This is a genomic window from Amycolatopsis sp. VC5-11, assembly GCF_037034185.1.
Classification (GTDB): Bacteria; Actinomycetota; Actinomycetes; order Mycobacteriales; family Pseudonocardiaceae; genus Amycolatopsis; species Amycolatopsis nivea.
In genome coordinates this window covers 352,346-373,052 of record NZ_JBAGKF010000001.1, presented here as the reverse complement: position 1 = coordinate 373,052, position 20,707 = coordinate 352,346, and the positions used below count along the sequence as shown (strand labels likewise).

Annotated in this window: 17 protein-coding genes and 1 other RNA gene; 13 read left to right on the top strand and 5 right to left on the bottom strand. The window is 70.0% G+C overall.

The features are described from left to right. Positions 1 to 65 precede the first annotated feature (65 nt). The 3 genes from WA670_RS01905 to WA670_RS01895 are packed head-to-tail and all read left to right on the top strand — an operon-like array spanning position 66 to position 4,119. Positions 66 to 818 (top strand): response regulator transcription factor, encoded by a 753-nt coding sequence (locus WA670_RS01905; protein ID WP_043834561.1) that lies wholly within the window; start codon positions 66 to 68, stop codon positions 816 to 818. Further along, a complete protein-coding gene (locus WA670_RS01900; RefSeq protein WP_238603891.1) occupies positions 793 to 2,277 on the top strand; it encodes a sensor histidine kinase in 1,485 nt (494 codons plus the stop codon). The genes WA670_RS01905 and WA670_RS01900 overlap by 26 nt, the downstream gene beginning before the upstream one ends. 48 nt (positions 2,278 to 2,325) lie before the next feature. Then, positions 2,326 to 4,119: a glycosyltransferase family 39 protein gene (locus WA670_RS01895; protein WP_238603892.1), complete on the top strand. Its 1,794-nt coding sequence runs from the start codon at positions 2,326 to 2,328 to the stop codon at positions 4,117 to 4,119. On the opposite strand, the gene WA670_RS01890 is transcribed toward WA670_RS01895, so the two are convergent. Beyond that, positions 4,106 to 5,011: a serine/threonine dehydratase gene (locus tag WA670_RS01890; protein ID WP_238603893.1), complete on the bottom strand. Its 906-nt coding sequence runs from the start codon at positions 5,009 to 5,011 to the stop codon at positions 4,106 to 4,108. The genes WA670_RS01895 and WA670_RS01890 overlap by 14 nt on opposite strands. 261 nt (positions 5,012 to 5,272) lie before the next feature. Between WA670_RS01890 and WA670_RS01885 the strand changes: the two genes are divergently transcribed. The 4 genes from WA670_RS01885 to ffs all read left to right on the top strand — a co-directional run bounded on the left by WA670_RS01885 (position 5,273) and on the right by ffs (position 8,610). Further along, complete coding sequence (locus tag WA670_RS01885; protein ID WP_238603894.1) at positions 5,273 to 7,591, top strand: sensor histidine kinase; 2,319 nt, start codon at positions 5,273 to 5,275, stop codon at positions 7,589 to 7,591. Further along, entirely contained in the window at positions 7,588 to 8,007 is a 420-nt protein-coding gene (locus WA670_RS01880) for a roadblock/LC7 domain-containing protein (RefSeq protein ID WP_009084595.1), read from the top strand. The genes WA670_RS01885 and WA670_RS01880 overlap by 4 nt, the downstream gene beginning before the upstream one ends. 3 nt (positions 8,008 to 8,010) lie before the next feature. Next, positions 8,011 to 8,505 (top strand): GTP-binding protein, encoded by a 495-nt coding sequence (locus WA670_RS01875; protein ID WP_037808510.1) that lies wholly within the window; start codon positions 8,011 to 8,013, stop codon positions 8,503 to 8,505. 5 nt (positions 8,506 to 8,510) lie between these two features. Beyond that, positions 8,511 to 8,610, top strand: an RNA gene (gene ffs / locus WA670_RS01870) — signal recognition particle sRNA small type. A 6-nt stretch (positions 8,611 to 8,616) separates the two neighbouring features. On the opposite strand, the gene WA670_RS01865 is transcribed toward ffs, so the two are convergent. Further along, positions 8,617 to 9,489, bottom strand: coding sequence for a spermidine synthase (locus WA670_RS01865; protein WP_442893059.1), 873 nt, complete (start codon positions 9,487 to 9,489; stop codon positions 8,617 to 8,619). A 24-nt stretch (positions 9,490 to 9,513) separates the two neighbouring features. Here WA670_RS01865 and WA670_RS01860 point away from each other — a divergent pair, with 24 nt between their 5' ends. After that, a complete protein-coding gene (locus tag WA670_RS01860) occupies positions 9,514 to 11,562 on the top strand; it encodes a DNA polymerase III subunit gamma and tau (protein ID WP_336156766.1) in 2,049 nt (682 codons plus the stop codon). Here the strand turns inward: WA670_RS01860 and WA670_RS01855 are convergent. Further along, positions 11,559 to 14,663, bottom strand: a complete 3,105-nt coding sequence (locus WA670_RS01855; protein WP_336156765.1) for a TIM-barrel domain-containing protein — start codon at positions 14,661 to 14,663, stop codon at positions 11,559 to 11,561. The genes WA670_RS01860 and WA670_RS01855 overlap by 4 nt on opposite strands. A gap of 105 nt (positions 14,664 to 14,768) precedes the next feature. After that, on the bottom strand, positions 14,769 to 15,626 hold the full coding sequence (locus WA670_RS01850; RefSeq protein WP_442893058.1) for an N-acetylmuramoyl-L-alanine amidase: 858 nt from the start codon (positions 15,624 to 15,626) through the stop codon (positions 14,769 to 14,771). A 103-nt stretch (positions 15,627 to 15,729) separates the two neighbouring features. Here WA670_RS01850 and WA670_RS01845 point away from each other — a divergent pair, with 103 nt between their 5' ends. From WA670_RS01845 to WA670_RS01835, 3 genes are all read left to right on the top strand, one after another. After that, complete coding sequence (locus WA670_RS01845; RefSeq protein ID WP_037808500.1) at positions 15,730 to 16,086, top strand: YbaB/EbfC family nucleoid-associated protein; 357 nt, start codon at positions 15,730 to 15,732, stop codon at positions 16,084 to 16,086. 3 nt (positions 16,087 to 16,089) lie between these two features. Then, on the top strand, positions 16,090 to 16,686 hold the full coding sequence (gene recR, locus WA670_RS01840) for a recombination mediator RecR (RefSeq protein WP_037808499.1): 597 nt from the start codon (positions 16,090 to 16,092) through the stop codon (positions 16,684 to 16,686). Positions 16,687 to 16,748: 62 nt separating this feature from the next. Further along, a complete protein-coding gene (locus tag WA670_RS01835) occupies positions 16,749 to 17,207 on the top strand; it encodes a hypothetical protein (protein WP_336156764.1) in 459 nt (152 codons plus the stop codon). Here the strand turns inward: WA670_RS01835 and WA670_RS01830 are convergent. Next, positions 17,198 to 18,295 (bottom strand): UDP-N-acetylglucosamine 2-epimerase, encoded by a 1,098-nt coding sequence (locus tag WA670_RS01830; RefSeq protein WP_336156763.1) that lies wholly within the window; start codon positions 18,293 to 18,295, stop codon positions 17,198 to 17,200. The two genes, WA670_RS01835 and WA670_RS01830, sit on opposite strands and share 10 nt — an antisense overlap. 86 nt (positions 18,296 to 18,381) lie before the next feature. Here WA670_RS01830 and WA670_RS01825 point away from each other — a divergent pair, with 86 nt between their 5' ends. Together WA670_RS01825 and WA670_RS01820 are read left to right on the top strand one after the other, a co-directional pair. Beyond that, entirely contained in the window at positions 18,382 to 19,401 is a 1,020-nt protein-coding gene (locus WA670_RS01825) for a glycosyltransferase family 2 protein (RefSeq protein ID WP_336156762.1), read from the top strand. Continuing rightward, a complete protein-coding gene (locus tag WA670_RS01820; protein ID WP_336156761.1) occupies positions 19,398 to 20,696 on the top strand; it encodes a hypothetical protein in 1,299 nt (432 codons plus the stop codon). Before WA670_RS01825 ends, WA670_RS01820 begins: the two co-directional genes overlap by 4 nt. Positions 20,697 to 20,707: the final 11 nt, after the last annotated feature.

Here is a 20,707-nt window from a genome sequence, read left to right as displayed (position 1 = left end):
CGGCGCACAGGAAACACACAGCCGGCGCACAGGCCGACCTGAAGACGGGGCCCGAAGATGGCACCATGAGCAGTGTGAACGCCGCGTCTGCCGGCCGGGGCAAGGCCGAACTGCGCCGCGCGGACGGCAGCCCGGTCCGCGTGCTGGTCGTCGACGACGAGTCGACGCTGGCCGAACTCGTGTCCATGGCCCTGCGGATGGAGGGCTGGGAGGTGCGCAGCGCGGGCACCGGTGCCGAGGCGGTGCGCGTCGGCCGCGATTTCCGGCCGGACGCCGTGGTGCTCGACGTGATGCTGCCCGATTTCGACGGCCTCGAGGTGCTGCGCCGGATGCGCGCCGAAACGCCGTATCTGCCGGTTCTTTTCCTTACCGCCAAGGACGCGGTGGAGGACCGGATCGCCGGGCTCACCGCGGGCGGCGACGATTACGTGACCAAACCGTTCAGCCTGGAAGAAGTGGCGCTGCGGCTGCGCGCGCTGCTGCGCCGGGCGGGCGGGGTTTCCGGATCGACCGGCTCGCAGCTGGTGGTCGGCGATCTGACCCTGGACGAGGACAGTCGCGAGGTGCACCGGGGCGGCGATCTGGTGCCGCTCACCGCGACCGAGTTCGAATTGCTCCGCTACCTGATGCGCAATCCGCGCCGGGTGCTGTCGAAGGCGCAGATCCTCGACCGCGTGTGGAGCTACGATTTCGGCGGCCAGGCGAATATCGTCGAGCTGTACATTTCCTACCTCCGCAAGAAAATCGACGCCGATCGGGAACCGATGATCCACACCATGCGCGGCGCCGGGTATGTCCTCAAACCAGCCGCGGGCTGAGCGCCGCCGTCCGTGGTCGTTGCGCCGCAGGCTGATCGTTCAGCTGGCGGCGCTGCTCGCGCTGGTCTGCCTGGTGGTCGGGGTGGTCACCGAGTTCGCGTTGAACAGCTTTCTCGTCGGACAGCTCGACGGGCAGCTGTCGGCGGCGAGCGATCGCGGGTTCCGGCACGGCGTTCCGCGTCCGCCGATCAACGGTTCCGGGAAGCTGCCGCCGGATCCGCTGCGCGTGCTCGGCCAGCCCGAGGGGACGCTGAGCCTGGTCGTCCACGACGGCAAGGTCAACGGGCAGGTGATCGGCCCGTTCGGCCTCGTCCCGCTGACCCCGGAGCAGGATCGGGTCCTGCTCGTCCTCGCGCCGAACGGCCAGAGCCGCACGGTCGAACTTCCCGGGAGTCTCAAGAAATACCGCGTGGTCGCGACGTATTCGCCGCGCGGCGAGTTCACCGTGATCGGGCTGCCGATGAGCCGGGTCTCGGAAACGTTGTGGCGGCTGGGATTCATCTTCGGCGGCGTCGCGCTCGGCGGGATTCTCGTCGCCGGGTTCGCCGGTGCGGTCACGATCCGGCGCACGATGGCTCCGCTGGACCGGCTCGCCGCCACCGCTTCCCGGGTATCCGAACTGCCGCTGGACCGCGGCGAGGTCGCGTTGTCCGAGCGAGTGCCCGAAGTGGACACTGACCCGCGCACCGAGGTCGGCAAGGTCGGTTCGGCGATCAACCGGATGCTGGGCCACATCGCCGAAGCGCTCGCCGCCCGGCATGCCAGCGAAAGCCGGGTGCGGCAGTTCGTCGCGGACGCGAGCCACGAATTGCGCACGCCGCTCGCCGCGATTCGCGGATACGCCGAACTGACCCGGCGCGGCAGCGAACAGGTGCCGCCGGACATCGCGTTCGCGATGAGCCGGGTGGAATCCGAATCGGCGCGGATGACGACGCTGGTGGAGGATTTGCTGCTGCTCGCCCGGCTCGATTCCGGGCGTCCGGTCGTGCACGAGCCGGTCGATTTGTCCCGGCTGGTCGCGGACGCGGTCGCCGATTCGCACGTCGCCGGTCCGGAACACAAGTGGCTGCTGGAACTTCCCGGTGAACCGATCGCGGTGCTCGGCGATGCCGGGCAACTGCACCAGGTCGTGCTGAACCTCCTCGGCAACGCCCGCACGCACACGCCTGCGGGCACCACAGTGACCACCGCACTGTCCACTAGGGACGGATGGGTCACTTTGTCCGTTGTGGACGATGGGCCGGGAATTCCGCCGGAAATCCTGCCCGAGGTGTTCGAGCGGTTCGCGCGCGGCGACAATTCGCGTTCGCGTGCTGCCGGGAGCACTGGGCTGGGGCTGGCGATTGTCGCCGCGGTCGTGGCCGCGCATTCCGGACGGGTGATGGTGAACAGCGGTCCCGGGCGGACCGAATTCGTGGCCTCGTTCCCGCAATTGCGTGACGGTGCCAACACTACTTAGCGAGCGATTCACAGCCCGCGCACAGCCCGGCCCGTGAGAATGACGGGCATGACGACTGCCGTCGCGCCGCGCTGGGTGCGCCCCGCCGTCGCGGTGCTGCTGCTGGGCACCGCCGCGTTGTATCTCACGAATGTCGCGATTTCCGGCTGGGGCAATGATTTCTACGCGATGGCCGTGCAAGCGGGCACGTGGGACTGGAAAGCGTGGTTCTTCGGTTCGCTCGACCCGGGCAATGTGGTCACCGTCGACAAACCGCCGCTTTCCCTGTGGGCGATGGGATTGTCCGGGCGGCTCTTCGGCTTCTCCAGCTGGAGCATGCTGGTGCCGGACGCGCTCGCCGGCGTGGGCTCGGTCGGCCTGCTGTACCTGGCGGTGCGGCGGCTTTCCGGTCCGGTCGCCGGATTGCTGGCCGGGGCGTTGCTCGCGCTCACCCCGGTCGCCGCGCTGATGTTCCGGTTCAACAACCCGGACGCGTTCCTGGTGCTGCTGCTTGTCGCGGGTGGGTATTTCCTGGTGCGGGCGCTGGAAACGGCGAGCACGAAATGGCTGCTGCTGTCGGGTGTCGCGATCGGTTTCGGGTTCCTCGACAAGATGTTGCAGGCATTCCTGGTGTTGCCTGCCTTCGTGCTCGCCTACGCGGTTGCAGCGCCGACTTCCTTGGGACGGCGGGGGTGGCAATTGCTCGCCGCCGCCGGTGCGGTGGTGGTTTCCGCGGGTTGGTGGGTGCTCGCGGTGGCGTTGTGGCCGGTCGCGGATCGGCCGTACATCAGCGGGTCGACGAACAACAGCGTGCTGGAATTGGCCTTCGGGTACAACGGGCTCGGCCGGATTTTCGGACAGTCGCACGGAGGGGACGCCCGGCCGAAGATGCCGGAGTTTTCCGGTGCCGGACACGGTTTCGGCGGTCAGACGGGCCTGACTCGCTTGTTCACCGAGCAATTCGGCGGCGAAGCGTCCTGGCTGCTGCCAGCCGCCTTGATCGGGCTCGTGGCCGGGTTGTGGTTCACCCGGCGTGCGCCGCGGACTGACCGGACTCGGGCGGCGCTGCTGCTGTGGGGCGCCTGGACGGTGCTCAGCGTCCTCGTCTTCAGCTACATGAGCGGGATCATCCACCCGTACTACACGGTCGCGCTCGTTCCTGGAATCGCTGCCACCGTGGCGATTTCCGCTACTGAACTGTGGCGTGGCCGTGCTTATCTCGCGCCGCGGGCGGTGCTCGCGGTGATGCTGGCGGCGACGGTCGCGTGGAGTTTCGTTCTCCTGCACCGGACGCCGAGCTGGCAGCCATGGGTGCGGTACTCCGTGTTGGTGCTGGGTGTCCTTGGCGTTTTCGCGTTGCTGATCGGGACTGCGCGCCGGGCAGTCGCGCTGCTGGCACTCGTGGCTGCCCTGCTGGGGATGGCCTCATTCACCGTGGCCACCGCGTCGACGGCGCATACCGGGGGAAGTCCGGCATCCGGACCGCAGCACAAGAGCCGCATCAGTTTCGGCGGACCGCAACAGTCCAATGTGGAACTGAATCGGCTGCTGGAGTCCACGACGACGAAGTGGGCCGCCGCGGAAACCGGTGCGATGCAGGCCGCCGGGCTCGCGTTGGGCAGCGGCAAACCGGTGCTCGCCGTCGGCGGGTTCAGCGGTGGCGACCCCGCGCCGACCCTCGCGCAATTCCAGCAGTACGTGGCGAGCGGAGAGATCCACTACTTCGTCGTCGGAGCGCGCAACGGCCGCGGCGGCCCAGGTGGCAGCCGCGGCACGTCCGGGAAGATCACCGCCTGGGTCGAGCAGCACTTCCACCCCACCACGGTCGGCGGCGCGAAGGTCTACGACCTCACGCAAAAGTGACCGAGGTATTGGCTCCGCACAACACAAAACACGGCAGATCGGCCGGCACGCGCCCGGCCAGCCAAGCGGCCAGCGGGGCCGCGGCGGCAGGTTCGACGACGAGCCGGAAGTCGCGCCACAGCAGGTCGCGCGCGGCGAGGATCTCGGCGTCGGACACCAGCACAGACGTGACGCCTGGCGAGTTGAGGATGCCGAACGCCAGCTCGCCGACACGGGTCGCGCCGAGCGCGGAGGCGGCGACCGAGTCGATGGTGACGTCCACCGGCTCGCCCGCGGCGAGGGCGGCGTGCAGTGCCTGGCAGTGCTCTGGCTCCACCGCGAACACCTGACGGCCGTCCGCGGCCAGCGTCGCACCGGACGCCAGTCCACCGCCGCCCACCGCGACGGCAATGGCATCGACGTCCGGTGCGTCGGCCACGATCTCCGCGGTCGCGGTTCCTTGCCCGGCGATGACGTCGGCGTCGTCGTACGCGTGCAGGTAGCGGGTGCCTGGTTCTTCTGCGACGGCCAGCGCGGCTGCCGCGGCCTCGCTGTACGCCGCGCCGTGCCGGATGAGCTTCGCGCCGGCCGCTTCGATGCCGGCGGCCTTCGCTTCGGGCACGGACTCCGGCACGTAGACGACAGCGGGAATGCCCAGCGACTGCGCGGCAGTGGCGACGCCAAGGCCGTGATTGCCGCCCGACGCCGTGACGACGCGCTTCGGCTTAGGTCCGTTGAGCAGGGCGTTCACCGCGCCGCGGAGTTTGAACGAACCGGACCGCTGGAGCTGCTCCAGCTTGAGCACGAGGGGACGGCCGTCGATTTCGGTGCGTAACAGCGGTGTCCACCGGACGTGTGGTCGGAGGCGGAGATGGGCAGCGGCGACGTCGGCGGCGACAGGTGCGGTGCGCATATCGGCCATTCTGCTCCCGGTCCTGCTCGCTCGCGTGCCGCTCGCCGGGAAAACCCCAGCGTGTCAGGGCACGACACGGGGCAAGAGGGCATTGTCCATCCCTTGCCGATCTCGCTAAGCTCTGCGCAGACGTGGGGTGTCCGACCATGTGCGTACCGCGACGAGTACTACTGAGAGTAGTAGCGTCCTGCGGGTGTCCCCGTTCGGTGCACTCCACGCCTCGGTCTCGTCGGGACTCCTCGGGAACGGAAGGTGACGTGGATGCGCGACGGCTCGCCCCGGTCGCGGGAATCCGCTGCGCGGCTGCTTGACCGCCTCGGGATCCGCACCGTGCAGGCGCGAGTGACCGTGCTGGTCGTGGCTCCGCTGGTCCTGGTCTTGGCAGCGGCAGTTCCGCTCGTGGTTGCCCAGGTCACCGCCGCGTCGGCAGCCGCGACCGCTTCGGACACCGCGGCCCGAGGGCAGCGGGTCGGCGGCCTGGTCGGGCAGTTGCAGCGGGAAAGCCTGCTCACGGCCGCTTTTGTCGCTGACCCGTCGGCCACCAACTCGGCGCTCGTCCGGCAGCAGCAGACGGTCGACAGCGCTGCCCACGGCGTCGCGGACAGCCTGGTGAGCCCCGGTGGTGAACTGGCGAAACTGCGGCAGAAGGCGCTCAATCGTCAGATTTCCGTAGCTGATGTCGCTTCTGGCTACGATTCCATGTCCGTCGGGCTGATCGACGCACTGGGACTGGCCACTTCGGACAGCTCCGGGGCAAGGACGCTCGACGCCCTGCTGCGCGCGGACGAACAGCGAGCGGCCCGGGCGAGCGCGCTGATCGCGTCCGCCGGAGCCGATCGCGCAGGTCAGCGCGCTGCCGTCTACGGAGAACAGTTCGCCCGGCTGGCGGGGAAGCAGGACGCGGCACAGGTCGACGCGGTCGAGGCCGGAGCGACGGCCCAGCAGCTTGACCGGCTGGCCGCGGCACCGCGGCAGGACCGGCAGTTTGTGTCCGATGTGGTCACTGCCGGTGCTCAGCTCGCCGATCAGCGCGACGCGATGGAGACCCGGATCGCCGACGCGATTGCCGCCGCGGCCTCCGCGAAAGCGTCCAGCGCGACCCGGACGGCCTTCATCGTCGGCGGTGCCGCGATTGTCCTTTTCGGACTGGTTGCCGCGTTGTCCGTGCTGGCCGCGCGCTCCATTGCCCGGCCGCTGCGGCGGCTGAGCAGGCAAGCCCGCTCGACCGCCGACCTCGCTGCGCCTGAATTGGTTCAGGCCGCCGAACCGGGATCGGGTCCGCCGCAACCGCTGCTGCCCGCGCTCGAGGCGGACACCGGCGGCGAACTGGCCGAGCTGGCCGAGGCGTTCAACCGGCTCCGCGGCACCGCGGTGGAAGCGGTGACCGAGCAGGCGAACTCGCGCCGCGCCGGGGTGCAGCTGCTGGTCGGAGCCGCCAAGCGCACGCAGAATCTGGTCGCGGGCCAGCGCGCCGCGATCGAGGAATTGACGCGCGGCGCCGACGATCCGGTGCTGCTCGCCGGGCTGCACCGCGTGGGGCACGCGGCCCTCCGGCTGCGGCGCACCGCGGACGATCTGCTTGTGGTGACCGGAAATCGCGACGAAACCCGGGTCGGCGGTCCGATCGAACTGGCCACCGCGTTGCGTTCGGCCGCCGCGGAAATCGACGACGAATCCCGGATCCGGCTCGGCGAACCGGCGGAGGCGCTGCTCGCGCCGTCGCTGGGGATCGACCTGGTGCTGCTGTTCGCCGAACTGCTGGAAAACGCCGCCGCGTTCTCCCCGCCGGAGTCGCTGGTGGAGATTTCGACGGAGTTCCAGTCGTCGGGCGACCTGCTGGTGCGCATCGCCGATCACGGCGTCGGGCTGTCCGCGGACCGGTTGGCGCAGGAGAACCGCCGCCTCGCCGAACCGGTCGACGAGGCGTCCGGCCAGCAGCTCGGCTTGGCCGTGGTCGGACGGCTCGCGCAGCGGCATTCGCTGCGGGTCGAACTGGAGTCCACTCCGGACGGTGGCGTGACGGCGAAGATCTCGGTGCCGCAGGCGCTGTTCACCCGCGACGTCGATTTCCGGCGCGGGCCTGGGCTTTTCGAGCCGGGGCAGGTGCCCGACCCGCGGCCGGTCCTGCTGCCCGCGCCCGCGATCGCCGCGTTGTCCACGCCGACTCCGGCCGGATTCCGGTGGTTCACCGACCCGCCGGAGCCGGAAGCCGACGAGCCGGCGCAGGACGAGGCTCCGAAATGGCCGGAAGCGGAGCCGGAATTCGCGTCCCGCGCCGGAACGCTGGAACTTCCCGACGAGCCCGAAGAGTCCACAGAGGACGTTCCGGACACCGCGGACCCGTCCCCGACGCACCAGTTCACCGTGGTGCAGCCGGAATCCCGTGACGGCGTCTTCCGTCGCGTCCCCGGCGCGCAACTGGCCCCCGGGCTCAAACTGCCGCAGATCGTCCGCACCCCGTTGCCGCGCCGCGAATTGCGCGATCCGGCCGCCGAGCGGGCCACCTTCGACTCGTTTTCCGACGGCGTCGCCAAAGCACAGCAAGTCACCGCCCAGCAGGCCGATCAAGGAGGATCATGACCGTTCCCGCCGCCGCGCAGAACTTCAACTGGCTGGTCAACCGCTTCGCGCTGCACACCGCGGGCGCGATCGCCGCGCTCGCGGTGTCCGCGGACGGGCTGCTGATCGCCGCGTCGCAGGACCTTGACCGCGCCGACGCCGACCGGCTCGCGGCGACCTGCTCGGCGATGCTCGCGCTGGCACAGAGCGTGTCCGAAAGCCATCCGCTCGGCGATCCGGACAAGGTCGTGGTCGAGCTGGAACGCGGCTACCTCGTGGTCTGCACCATCAGCATCGGCTGCTCGCTCGGCGTGCTGGCCAACAAGCAGGCCAGCCTCGGCACGATCGCCTACGAGATGGCGATGTTCGCCAACCGCGCGTCCGAAGTCCTTACCCCCGCGCTGGTCGAGGAGTTGAAGAACACCGCGTTCGCCTGACCCGTGAAGATCCTCGTGCTTGGCCCGGCCGGAGCCGGGAAAACGACGGCGGTGCACGCCGTTTCGGAGATCGCGCCGGTGCGCACCGACGCCGGCGACACCACCGCGGCGCTCGACTTCGGCAGGCTCGGCGAGGGCGAGCGGCGCCGCTACCTGTTCGGCGCGCCGGGTCAGGCCCGGTTCTGGTTCCGCTGGCCCGATCTCGTGCGGGGCGCGGACGCGGCGCTCGTGGTGGTCGACCCGCGGCGGATCGCGGACGCCTACCCGGTGCTCGACGCGGTCGAAGGGCTGCGGCTGCCGTTCGTGGTCGGGGTGAACTGCTTCGACGGCCTGCTCACGCGTCCGCTGCACGACGTGCGCTGGGCGTTGACCGTGCGCGACGGCATTCCGGTGCATCCGTTCGACGCCCGCGACCCGGCGTCCGTGCGCGAGGTGCTCGACCTCGTCGAGGCCGCCGTGGTGCGGGGGTCGGAGGCGCGGCAACCGAGTCCGCTATAGTCGTCTGCGGGGACCCCCCGTGGCGTCCACCCTGTGAACTTCCCCAGGGCCGGAAGGCAGCAAGGATAAGCGGGCTCTGGCGGGTACGGGGGGAACCCGCTTTTTTATGCCCTAAAACAGGCCTAACACGTCATCAGGTGGGGTCGGCGAGGGCAGTGCCTCCGCGTCGAAGACCGGCGCGGCCTTACCCCGCAGCTGCCGCAGCTCATCGCCGTGCACCACCCGCGCCGGATACGGCGAGGACGCCGCGCGCCGGGTCAGCTCCGCGGTCGGCAGGTCGAGCCGCGAGGCGGCCAGCACGAGATTCCCGAACCGGCGCCCGCGCAGCACGCTGGGCTCGGCCAGCAGGACGACGTGCGGAAACACCTCCGCCAGCGTCGCGAGGAACCGGCGGGCGAACGGCAGGCCGGGGCCGTCGGAGATGTTCGCCAGCATCGTGGCGCCCGGTCGCAGCACGCGGGCCACGTCGGTGACGAACTCGACCGTCGCCAAGCCGCTTGCCAGCGTCGCGCGCTCGAAGGCGTCGAGCACGATCAGGTCCGCCGTCGCGTCGTGCCTGCTGCGCACGCCCGTGCGGCCGTCCTCAATCCGTACCCGCAGCTTCGGGACGCTGCGCAGGTCGAGCTGTTCGCGGACCAGGTCGATCAGCGGCTCGTCGGCGTCGAAGACCAGCTGCCGCGAACCCGGTCGCGTCGCGGCGACGTAGCGCGGCAGGGAGCAGCCCGCGCCGCCGACGTGCAGCGCGTCGAGCGGGCCGGGCGGAAGGAAGTCGACCAGGTCGCCGAGCCGGCGCACGTAGTCGAACTCCAGGTTCGTCGGGTCGTCCAGATCGACGTAGGACTGTGCCACCCCGCCCACCGAAAGCATCCACGCGTTGGGCCGATCGGCGTCGCGCAGCAGCTCGGCGGTCCCGAACCGCACCGGATAAGTGCCCGGCCGCGGGCCGCTCGGCGCACGGCCGCGACCGGAACGGGAGGGGCTCACCGTGCTCACTGTAGTCTCGGGCTCGTGGCTCTCGCGCTGTACCGGAAGTACCGTCCGGCGACCTTCGCCGAGGTCGTCGGCCAGGAGCATGTGACCGAACCGCTGCGCACGGCGCTGGCCGCCGGGCGCATCAACCACGCGTACCTGTTCTCCGGGCCGCGCGGCTGCGGCAAGACGTCGAGCGCGCGGATCATGGCGCGCTCGCTCAACTGCGCCAAAGGCCCGACCCCGGATCCGTGCGGCGAGTGCAACTCGTGCCGCGCGCTCGCGCCGGAAGGCCCTGGCAGCGTCGACGTCACCGAACTCGACGCGGCCAGCCACGGCGGTGTGGACGACGCCCGCGAACTGCGGGACAAGGCGTTCTACGCGCCCGCCGAATCGCGCTATCGCGTGTTCATCATCGACGAGGCGCACATGGTCACCACGCAGGGCTTCAACGCCCTGCTGAAGATCGTCGAAGAACCGCCCGAGCACCTGATCTTCATCTTCGCCACCACCGAGCCGGACAAGGTGCTCACCACCATCCGCTCGCGCACGCACCACTACCCGTTCCGGCTGATCCCGCCGAGCTCGATGCGGGAGCTGCTGGAACGCAACGTCGCCGCCGAGGGCGCGACGGTCGAACCTGCGGTGTACCCGTTGGTGATCCGCGCGGGCGGCGGTTCGGCTCGCGACACGCAGTCGGTGCTCGACCAGCTGCTCGCCGGGGCCGGTCCGGAAGGCGTCACGTACCCGCGGGCGGTGGCGCTGCTGGGCGTCACGGACACCGCGCTGATCGACGCGGTGATCGACGGGCTCGCGAACGACAACCCGGCCGAAGTGTTCGGCACCGTCGAAAAACTCGCCGACGCCGGACACGACCCGCGCCGCTTCGCCACCGACCTGCTCGACCGCCTGCGGGACCTGCTGCTGATGCGCGCGGTCCCGGAAGCGGGCGAGCGCGGTCTGGTCGCCGCGCCGGACGACGAACTGAAGCGGATGACCGAGCAGGCGGAGAAGCTCGGCCCGGCCACGCTGTCCCGCTACGCCGACATCGTCCACAGTGGACTGCTCGAGATGCGCGGCGCGACGTCGCCGCGGCTCGTGCTCGAACTGCTCTGCGCGCGGATGCTGCTGCCGTCGGTCACCGAGGCGGAGAAAGCCTTGCTGGCGCGGATCGAACGGCTCGAGCGGCGGCCCGCTGGCGCGCCTGCTCCCGCCGCGGCACCTGCTGCTCCCGCGCCCAATGCCGGTCCCGCACCCGCTCCGGCGGCTGCCGCTGCTCCGGCGGAGGCGCCGGCTCGGTTCCAGCGGCCTTCGCAGCGTCCGGCGCAGGAAGCTCCCGCCGAACGTCCGGCGGCGGAGGCTCGTCCGGCGGCCGAAGAACCGGTGCGTCCGGAGGTCAGCCGTCCGGCTCCCGTCGAACCGCCTGCCGCGGCTGCTCCCGCACCCGAGGCCCCGCCCGCTCCGCCTGCTGAGGAGGCCCCGTCCGCGGGCGGGATCGACGCGGCCAAGGTGCGCGAGAAGTGGCCGCAACTGCTGGCGTCGCTGCGTAAGTTCACCGGCGGCCGGGCGCTCGAAGCCATGCTCACGCAGGCGACGGTCGCCGAGGTCGACGGTTCGGCGGTCACGCTGACGCACAAGTCCGAACCGCTCGCCCGGCGGCTGAGCGACCAGGGGAACGCGAGTAAGATCGCGGCCGGGCTGAGCGAGGTGCTCGGCGGCGAATGGCAGGTCCGCTGCGTGCACGGCGCGGCCCCGGCGGCCGCTCCGGCGCGGCAGGCCCCCCGGCAGCAACCGGCGGCACCGGCTCCGGAACGGTCGTTCACGCGTCCGTCCGCGGCTGCGCAGACTCCCTCGGCAGCGCCGCCTGCCCCGCCGAAGCCCGCGGCGGAAGCGCCGAGCCGTCCGCGCGTCACCACGAGCGAACCGGACATCCCGCTCCCGCCCGAGCCCACGGACGAGGACGACGACATCTACTCCGAGGATTCCAGCCCGGTCCCGCCGCCTCCGCCGCCGCCCGCGGAGGAGGATCCGGAGCAGATCGCACGGAAGCTGCTCTCGGATCACCTCGGCGCGCGTCCGCTGGACTAGCGGATCAGCCGGACCGTGAGCGGGTGCGACGTCGGCGGTGCCTGCACGGTCACGGTCCGGGTCGCGGCGTCCCAGGTCCAGCTTCCGCTGCGCCGACCGTCCACGTACACCGCGGCTGGCTTGGCGGCATTGGTGAACCGGACCGTCCAAGCGCGTTGCGAGGCACCGATCGCGAGCATTGCCGAGTGGGCATTTTCGGTGTAGCGCAAGGCAGTCGAGGACCGCTCCTCCTGCAGAGTGAACGCGCCGTTGTGGCCGCCAGCCACCGTGACGGTCGCGGCGGTCAGCGGATCGTGCGCGTCACCGGCGACATTTCCGCTGCGGGTGACCATGATTCCGCCCGAGCGCACGAACACCGGCATCGTGTCCCAGCCCGTGGTGATCTGCGCGCTGGTGCCGCCGCGGTAGGTCTTGCCGGTGAAGTAGTCCGTCCAGTCGCTGCCCGGCGGGAACCAGACGCTCGTGGTCGCGGTGGCACCCGGGCTGGTCGCCGGAGCCACGAGGACGTCCGGGCCGTACAGGTATTCCCCGCCCGCCTGCGCGTACGCCTCCTGCTGGTCCGGATATTGCAGGTACAGCGGTCGCACGATCGGCATTCCGGTCGCGGTCGCCTGCTGCGCGAGCGAGTAGGTGTAGGGCACGAGATTTTCGCGCAGGTTCAGGAATTTCGTCGCTGACGCGTCCGCGGCGGCTCCGTACTGCCAGGGCAGCCGGTCGCTGTGGTTCGAGTGCAGCCGGTCGATCGGCTGGAACGTTCCGAGTTGCACCCAGCGCGCGTACAGATCGTCCGGCAGCTTGGTGCTGCCCGGCTCCGTGCCCGGCTGCTGCAACCCGCCGGTGTGGCCGCCGATGTCGTGGCTCACCGAAGCCAGGCCGGTCGCCGCGGACTCACCGGGGGTGTAGCCGACCTCGAAGGCCAGCGTTGCCCAGTCGGAAATGGTGTCGCCGGTGAAGTGCAGCGTGGTGCGCTTGTCCGCCCACGGACCGGTCGGCACGGCGGTCGGCGAGCTGTATCCGCCGGCTTGCAGCGAGCCGTACGCACGGGAGAACGCGAAGCCGCCGTGCTGTGCGTACTGCTGGTTGATCCACGCGTCCGGGGTGACGCCGGCGAGGCTGGATTTCGAGGCGTCGCAACACCAATCGAGCCACCAGACGTCGTTGCCCTGCTGTTCCATCGGCCGGTGCAGGTCGAAGTAGGCCCGCAGCTGGTCGGGGTCGCCGAAGTCGAAGACGTAGCAGTCTTTTCCGCAGCTGGGCTGAAGTTTGCCCTTCGCGGTCGCCTGCGCGGCCGGGAACTGCGGGTCGTCGCCGCGGATGCTCGGGTGGATGTTCAGCGACGTGTGCAGGCCCTGGTCGTGCGCCCACTGGAAGAACGCCTTCGGATCGGGGAAGCGGGTCGGGTCGATTTCCCAGCCGTTCCACCGGTCCGGCGATTTGAAGTCGGTGTCCACGACGAGCATGTCGAGCGGCACCTGCTGCTCGCGGAACTTCGGCACGATCGTCTGCTCGAAGTCAGCGGCGGTGCGGTCGTAGTACTCGGAATACCAGACGCCGTAAGCCCAGTGGGGCAGCAGCAGCGACGGTCCGGTCAGCTGGGCCAATTCCTGGAGCGCTTGGCCGTAGTCTTGGCCGTACGCGAAGACGTAACCGTCCTGATAGTTCTCGCTGCTGGGTCGCTGAGTGACGACTTTGGTGCGCGGGTCGTACAGCGCCGATGCGGTGTCGTCCAGCAGCGACCAGCCGTCCTGGTAAAGGATTCCTGGCGCGGTGACCGCAGTTCCGTCGACGCCGTCGAGGCCGCGTCGGTAGCCGCCGAGCGGCGCGTGCGGGGCGAGCAACACCGAATGCGCGGCGGTGACGGCGACGGTGTCGAGGTTGACGTGGCAGTTCGAGTCCGGACAGGACAGTGTGACGGTGTTGGTGCCAGCTTTGAGCTGTACCGGGATTGCCTTGGTGCGCCAGGAATTCCAGCTACTGGTCGATGCCAGGGTCAGGTTGGTGGCGGTGCCACCGGCTTGGAGCGTCAACGAGGTTGGCTGGGTTTGGCCGGACACGGCGGTCGCGTCGGCGTAGCGCAGCTGCAGATCGTAGGCACCGTCGGCGGGGACGCCGGTGATCGTCAGCGCGTCCGCAGCGCCGGATCGCTCCATGCCAGCGAGGAAGGCCTTGCCCGAGTGTCCGTCGTGGTCGCTGGCCGGGTGTGCGCCGCCGGACAGCGCGCCCTGCTCGGCCTCGCAGAGGACACCGAACGCGCACGGCGTCGGCGCGGGCGGCACGGGTTGCGGGTACTCGGCACCAGTGTTGACCAGGGCAAGGCTGTCGATGTTGACGTTGCCCGAATCGCCGGTGCCGCGCTTGACGGTCACCTGATGCTGTCCTGCGGGCAGCGTGATCGGCACGGTCGCGACGGCCCAGGTGTCCCAGTCCGCGGTCGCCGGAAGGGTGATGGTCCGCGCGTTCGCACCGTCCACGAGGACGCTGAGTGTGCGGGCGGTGTGCTGTCCGTCGCCGCCTGTTCCGTTGGCGTAGCGCAGATCCAGCTGGTGATCACCGGCAGCGGTGGCGCGGAAAGCGAGGCTGTCGCCGGGGTTGATGAAGCCCGCCGCGAAACCGTCGCCGGTGTAGCCGCGGTGGTCGGTAGCCGTGCCTGGCCCGTTGAGCTGCAGATGTTCGGCCTCGCAGAGGGTGCCGAAAGCGCAGACCGGCGTCAGCTTGCCCGCCCACGGCCGCGCGGTGACGTCCTGGCCGCCGGTTCGCAGCTGGACGGTGAGGTTGTCGTCGGAGAACGCGCCCGAGTCGAGCTTGTAGCGCAGCTGGACGGCGCTGGTCCGGATGGTCAGCCAGCCGTCGCGTTTCGTTGCGGTGTAAGGGGTTTTGGAGAAGCTGCCGCGGCCGATCGCGTTGAACGTGCCCGCGTCGACGAACTTGGCGTCACCCGCGTATTCGGTGCGGATGAGTGTCGGCGACAGGACTTCGAACCGCGCTGGCCCGGCGGTCACCGACTGTGGAGCGGCCTCGGCGACTCCCGTCGACACGAGAGTGCCCGCCATGGCTGCCACGGCGAACAGCCGTACCAGTCGTCCTCGGAGTGAAGTTGCCACCGACGCCTCCTCGAAAGGTCCCCAGCGACGGTAAGTCGGGACCGATCAAGAAAGAAGACGGTGTCCGGTGTTCTGTCCGCTCAGTAGCCCTTTCGGCTCTCTGCGTCAGGCACCGGCCAGGTACGCCTCGATCGCCTTCGCGATGGCCTGCGCGTAGTGCGCCCGGCCCGCCGCCGAGGACATCTGACCGGCCTCGTCGGCGTTGCGCATGTTGCCGCATTCGACAAGCACGGCGGGCCGGGTCGACAGATTCAGCCCGCCCAGATCATTCCGTGGCGAGAGGCCCGCCGAGCCGATGTAAGTGGAGGTGGGAAAGCCGTAGTCGCGGATTCCGTCGCGCATGGTGCGCGCAAGCTTCAGCGAAGGTTCGCCCTGCGCGGCGTTCAACGGCGGTGCCGAGTACGCGACGTGGAAGCCGTGCGCGGTTGGCGAAGTGGACCCGTCGGCGTGGATCGAGACCACTGCGTCGGCGTTCGCGTCGTTGCCGATCCGCGCGCGCTCGTCGACGCACGGGCCGACGCCGGAGTCGTTCTGTCGCGTGTAGACGACCTTGATTCCCTTGGCCGCCAACGCATTCCCGACCTGCTGCGCGACCGCGAAGGTGAAGGCGTGCTCCGGGTACCCGGCGTTGGTCGAGGTGCCGGTGGTGTTGCACGGCTTCGTCTGCCCGCGCCCGGCGGGCACCTTCCGGTTGATCTCGCCGGGGTGCGAGGCGTTGCCGCCGTTGTGTCCGGGATCGAGGACCACGACCTTGCCCGAGCCGACCGGCGGCACGGCGGACGTCGAGGGCGGGCTGGAAGACGAGGACGGCGCCGGTGGCGGGCTGGAAGACGAAGGGCTCGGCGTCGCGGATCCCGGGGACGACGTCGGCGCGGCGGCCGGTGCCGGAGGCGTCCCGCCGCCGCCGGAACACGCCGTGAGCAGCAGCAGGCCGGTCAGCAGCGGGAGTGTCTTCGCTCGCACGCGACCACGGTGCCACAGCACACGCGTGCCGCGGGGACGGACGCGCCGGACTCGCGGCTAGGCTGGGGAGGAACACCCAAACGCGGAAGGACCGAGTGCGATCATGGTGCAACCCGGCGGCGGCGGCTTCGACCTGTCGCAGATCATGCAGCAGGCCCAGCAGATGCAGCAGAAGCTGGTGGAGGCCCAGGAGGAACTCGCCAACACCGAGGTCACCGGCACCGCGGGCGGCGGTCTGGTCACCGCGACGGTGTCCGGCGACAGCCAGTTGAAGGGCCTCGTCATCGACCCGAAGGTGGTCGACCCGGACGACGTCGAAACCCTGGCCGACCTGGTGGTCGCCGCGGTGCGCGACGCGTCGGCGAGCGCGCAGAAGCTCACCGAGCAGAAGCTGGGCCCGCTGGCGGGCGGCCTCGGCGGCGGCATGCCGGACCTCGGCAGCCTCGGCTTCGGCGGCTGACACTTGTACGAAGGTGTCGTCCAGGACCTGATCGACGAACTGGGGCGGTTGCCCGGCGTCGGTCCGAAGAGTGCCCAGCGCATCGCGTTCCACCTGCTGGCCGCCGACCCCGCGGACATCGCGCGGCTGCAGGACGTGCTGGGCAAGGTCAAGGAAGGCGTGCAGTTCTGCGAGATCTGCGGCAACGTCTCGGAACAGGAAACGTGCCGGATCTGCCGCGACGAACGCCGCGACCTCACGGTGATCTGCGTGGTCGAGGAGCCGAAGGACGTGCTGGCGGTCGAGCGGACCCGCGAGTTCAAGGGCCGCTACCACGTCCTCGGCGGCGCTCTGGACCCGCTGTCGGGCATCGGCCCGGAGCAGTTGCGGATGCGAGAACTGCTGAAGCGCATCGGCGAGGCGGACGTCCGGGAGATCATCATCGCGACCGACCCGAACACCGAGGGCGAGGCGACCGCGACGTACCTGGTGCGGATGCTGCGCGATTTCCCGGGCCTCTCGGTGACGCGGCTGGCGTCGGGGCTGCCGATGGGCGGGGACCTGGAGTTCGCGGACGAACTGACTTTGGGCCGCGCGTTGTCCGGGCGGCGCGCGCTCTGAGCTGTTGACAGGGAAGGACGCGGCCGTGGCGCCGCGTCCTTTTTTGCACTGGGGGAGGCACGATGACCTGGGTGGACCCCGTCCGTACCCGGCTCTGGTCGACGACGGAGTTCGTGGACCTCGTGGATTGCACCGAGCGGCCGCACACGCGGTACGGCGAGGACCTGGCCGGCGCGATCCTGCTCACCGTGTCCGGGGTGGTGATTCTCGACGAGAATCTGGCTTCGGAGATCGAAGGACTGTGGTCTGCGGTCGCGCACCTCGTCGCGGAGTACCGGAAAACTGGCTGCGCGCGGTCACTCTTCCCGGACCAGTCGCTGGAGCTCGCACTGGACCGGGTGTCGCGAGGGCTGGTTCGGATCACCGTCCGCGGCAGCGATTTCCGCCGGGCCTCGGTGGGCGGGGAAGCGGACCTGCTGTCGGCACTGGTCGCCGGCGGGCTTCAGTTCTTCGAGAAGATGGCTGAGCTGACACAGAATTTCTACGCCCGGGAGATCCAGCTGCTCAAGGGTCAGCAATAACCCAGCTGTGCCAACGAGTTCACCACGATGTCCGACGGATGGTACTTGTCCGTCCAGGACTGTCCGCGGCGATTTCGGTACGTGGACAGGAATTCCCGCAGCCGGTCTCCGCGCATCTCGGTCAGGACGACGTTCTCGCCGATGCCCACGTGCCGTTCGGTGCGGGCCCGGTGGACCGCGCACGGGACGCCGAGGTAGCCGCATTCCTCCTGCAACCCGCCGGAGTCCGTGACCACGTACTCGGCTCGCGCGACCAGTGGCAGGAACTTCAGGTACCGCATCTTCGGCTGCGCGATGAACCTGTCGTCGAACAGCTCGTCCAAGCCCAGCGCGCGGATCTTCTCCCGCTCTGGCGCGCCGGCCAGGTACAGGACCGGCATCTCGCGGCTCTGCGCGCGCAGGATTTCCAGTGCCTCGCGGTACTTGTCCGCCCGCGACACCAGTTCGAACCGGTGCAGCGTCGCCAGGCCGAACTTCTCCGGCAGGCCCGGCACGTCCAGCGGCTGGTCGACGACCTGACGCATCGAGTCGATCGCCGTGTTCGCCTCGGTGTTCACCACGACGCCGCGGGCGCCCCGCAGGTTGTGCACCTCGCGCTCGCTCGGCGAGAAGTGGATGTCCACGAACTTCCCGGCGATCTTGCGGTTCAGTTCCTCCGGCAGCGGCGACAGGATGCTGCCCGACCGCGTGCCCGCCTCGATGTGCCCAACGCGGGCCTTCAGGATCTTCTTACCGATCAACGCTCCGTACGGCGTGGTGAACGTGTCGCCGTGCACCAGCACCAAGGGCGGGCGGCCGTCCTCGGTCAACTGGGCGCGGAGTTCGGCGCGGCGGCTCCACGCGGTGCGCATGACCTGCGCGGCCCAGCCCGGCACCTGCGCCGGGGATTCGAGGTCGCGTGCCCGCGCGCGAGGCACGAACCACAGATCCGGTTCGGGCAGCCGCAGATCGGACAGGACGTCGGCGACCTCGTCCACGTGCTGCGCGGTGAACCAGAGCTTCGGGGTCGTTCCGCGCTCGGCGACGCGGTGGAAGACCGGCGCGATCTTGATCAGTTCCGCGGTGGTGCCTGCGACGAAGGAGATCACCGTGGATGCCCAATCAACAGAGGGTTAGCGACGGCGGCAAGGATACTGCGCATTCCCGCCGGTCAAGTGCAGGGTAGCCTCGCCGCGTGAGTGCTCACCCGCTCCTTCCGTCGCTCAGCGTCGTGATCCCGGTCCACAACGAACAGGACTGGATCGACCGCAGCGTGGGCGCGCTGATCGCCTCCGCCGAGGCGGCCCGGTGGCCGGTCGAGGTGCTCGTCGTGGACGACGGGAGCACCGACGGCACGCCCGGGAAGCTGGCCCGGCTGCGCGAGGAACACGGCATCACGGTGCTGACCCAGCCCAACGGCGGCCGGTTCGAGGCCCGCCGTGCCGGGATGGCGAAGGCCTCCGGCGACTGGCTGCTGCTGCTGGACAGCCGGGTCATCGTCGACGCGGACAGCCTCGCCTTCCTGCGCGAGCAGCTGGTCGAACACCCGGAGCGCGCGGTCTGGAACGGCCACATCCACGTCGCCTCTGAGCGCAATCCCTACGCCGGGTTCATGGCCGGCCTCGTCGCCGTCGGCTGGCGGCGGTACTTCGCGGACCCGAAGCTGACGTCGTTCGGCATCGAGGAGTTCGACGTCTACCCGAAGGGCACCACGTTCTTCTGCGCCCGCCGCGACCTGCTGGAGGGCGCGGCGGCCGCGTTCGAGTCGCTGTTCGACGACGTCCGGCTCGCCAGCGACGACACCCGGATGCTGCGCTGGATCGCCGAACGCGCGCGGATTTTTCTGGCCCCGCAGTTCTCCGCGATCTACCACGGGCGTGATTCCTTCAGAAAGTTCTACGCTCAGTCATTCTTTCGGGGGACAACCTATGTGGATTCCTACCTAAATTCACCCGGTCCAGCGAGAAACGCGTTATTTTGCTCGCTCGCTGTAGGCGTGATTGGTGCCGGACTTGCGGTGAAAATGCCGAAGACAACGGCCGCGCTCGGGGTGACCGGAAGCGTCGCGGCGGCCGCCGTGGTGAAGAAGTGCGGGGCCACCAACGCCGAGGCGCGCGCGGTCAGCACCCTGCTGCCGGTCTTCGCGGCCGGCTTCGGCTCGGGGGTGTTCCGGGGGCTCTACCTGGCATTACGCGCACGGCTGCGGCGTCGATGAGCGTGACCGAAGAGACGGCAGGCGGAGTCGTCCGCGACACCCATCGCACCGCTGGGAAACTCGGCGGTTCGCTGCTCGCGTCGATCGTTCTCGGCTACGTCCTCACCGTCGCTTGCGCGCGGCTTCTGCCGCCGGACCAGTACGCCACGTTCGTCACCTTCTGGGGCCTGCTGATGGGTCTCGGCAGCGCGCTTTCCCCGCTTGAGCAGGAACTTTCCCGGCAGTCCGCGGTGGCCGCGCTCACTGGCGGGCTCGCCGGCCGGGGTGCGCTCCGGGCCGTCGCCACCGCCGCCGCGGTGGCCGCCGCGTTCGGGCTCGCGCTGCTCGTCCCGCCGGTCCGCGACCGGCTTTTCCCCGGCTACGGGGAACTCGCCCTCGTCGTGCTGGCCGGCGGAGTCGCGTTCGCCTGCCAGTTCGGCGTTCGCGGGCTGCTGATCGGGCAGCACCAGGTGAAGCATTTCGCCTGGCTGGTGGTCGCCGAACCGGCGGTTCGCGCGCTGGTCCTGGGCCTGCTGGTCCTCGCGACGGCCTACCAGTTGGTCCCGTTGGCGCTGGCAGTCGCGGCGGGTTCGTTCGCCTGGCTGCTGTTCGTCCGCCAAGGCTGGCGGCTGCTCGACGTCCGCGCCGAGGGCGACGGCTGGCCAGTGACTGTCCGCCGGATGCTGATGCTGCTGCTCGGTGCCGCGCTCACCGCGAGCGTCATCACCGGATATCCCGCGCTCGTCGGCCTGCTCGCACCGGGCGGCGACCGCGGCCGGCTGGGTGCGGTCTTCGCCGCGCTGGTCATCGCACGGTTGCCATTGACGCTGGTAGGGCCGGTGCAATCGCTTGCGGTGCCGTTCGTCGTGCGGCTTTCCACGAGCGACGCCGGACGGCACCGGCTGCGTCGCGTGCTGCTGCTCGGCACGTTCGCCTCGCTCGCGCTGGCCGCGCTCGGCGCGCTGGTCGGCCTGTTGATCGGCCCATGGGCGGTGGGGTTCGTCTACGGCACCGGCTACCAGGTCGACGGCTGGGCGGTCGCCGGGCTCGTCTGGTCCTCGGTGCTGCTGGTGCCCATGCAGCTGCTCACCGCCGTGCTCGTCGCGCGCGCCCAGGCCAGGCGCGTGTTGATCACGTGGACGGTGGTCGCGGCCACCGCTTCGGTGCTGCTGCTGGCGGTACCCGGGGACACCGTTTTCCGTGCCGTGATCGCACTCGCCGCCGCGCCAATGACCGGCCTCGCGGTTGTGCTCGCATTCGTTCTCGTCAATTCGTCGATCATGGCAACGAACCACTCCGATGAAACGGCGGAATAGCGCCGCAGTAG

Coding starts and splice junctions, on each gene's coding strand:
- WA670_RS01845 (WP_037808500.1), top strand. CDS start 15,730: ATGGTGCAACCCGGCGGCGGCGGCTTCGACCTGTCGCAGATCATGCAG.
- WA670_RS01895 (WP_238603892.1), top strand. CDS start 2,326: ATGACGACTGCCGTCGCGCCGCGCTGGGTGCGCCCCGCCGTCGCGGTG.
- WA670_RS01890 (WP_238603893.1), bottom strand. CDS start 5,011: ATGCGCACCGCACCTGTCGCCGCCGACGTCGCCGCTGCCCATCTCCGC.
- WA670_RS01885 (WP_238603894.1), top strand. CDS start 5,273: ATGCGCGACGGCTCGCCCCGGTCGCGGGAATCCGCTGCGCGGCTGCTT.
- WA670_RS01820 (WP_336156761.1), top strand. CDS start 19,398: ATGAGCGTGACCGAAGAGACGGCAGGCGGAGTCGTCCGCGACACCCAT.
- WA670_RS01835 (WP_336156764.1), top strand. CDS start 16,749: ATGACCTGGGTGGACCCCGTCCGTACCCGGCTCTGGTCGACGACGGAG.
- WA670_RS01905 (WP_043834561.1), top strand. CDS start 66: ATGAGCAGTGTGAACGCCGCGTCTGCCGGCCGGGGCAAGGCCGAACTG.
- WA670_RS01900 (WP_238603891.1), top strand. CDS start 793: ATGTCCTCAAACCAGCCGCGGGCTGAGCGCCGCCGTCCGTGGTCGTTG.
- WA670_RS01880 (WP_009084595.1), top strand. CDS start 7,588: ATGACCGTTCCCGCCGCCGCGCAGAACTTCAACTGGCTGGTCAACCGC.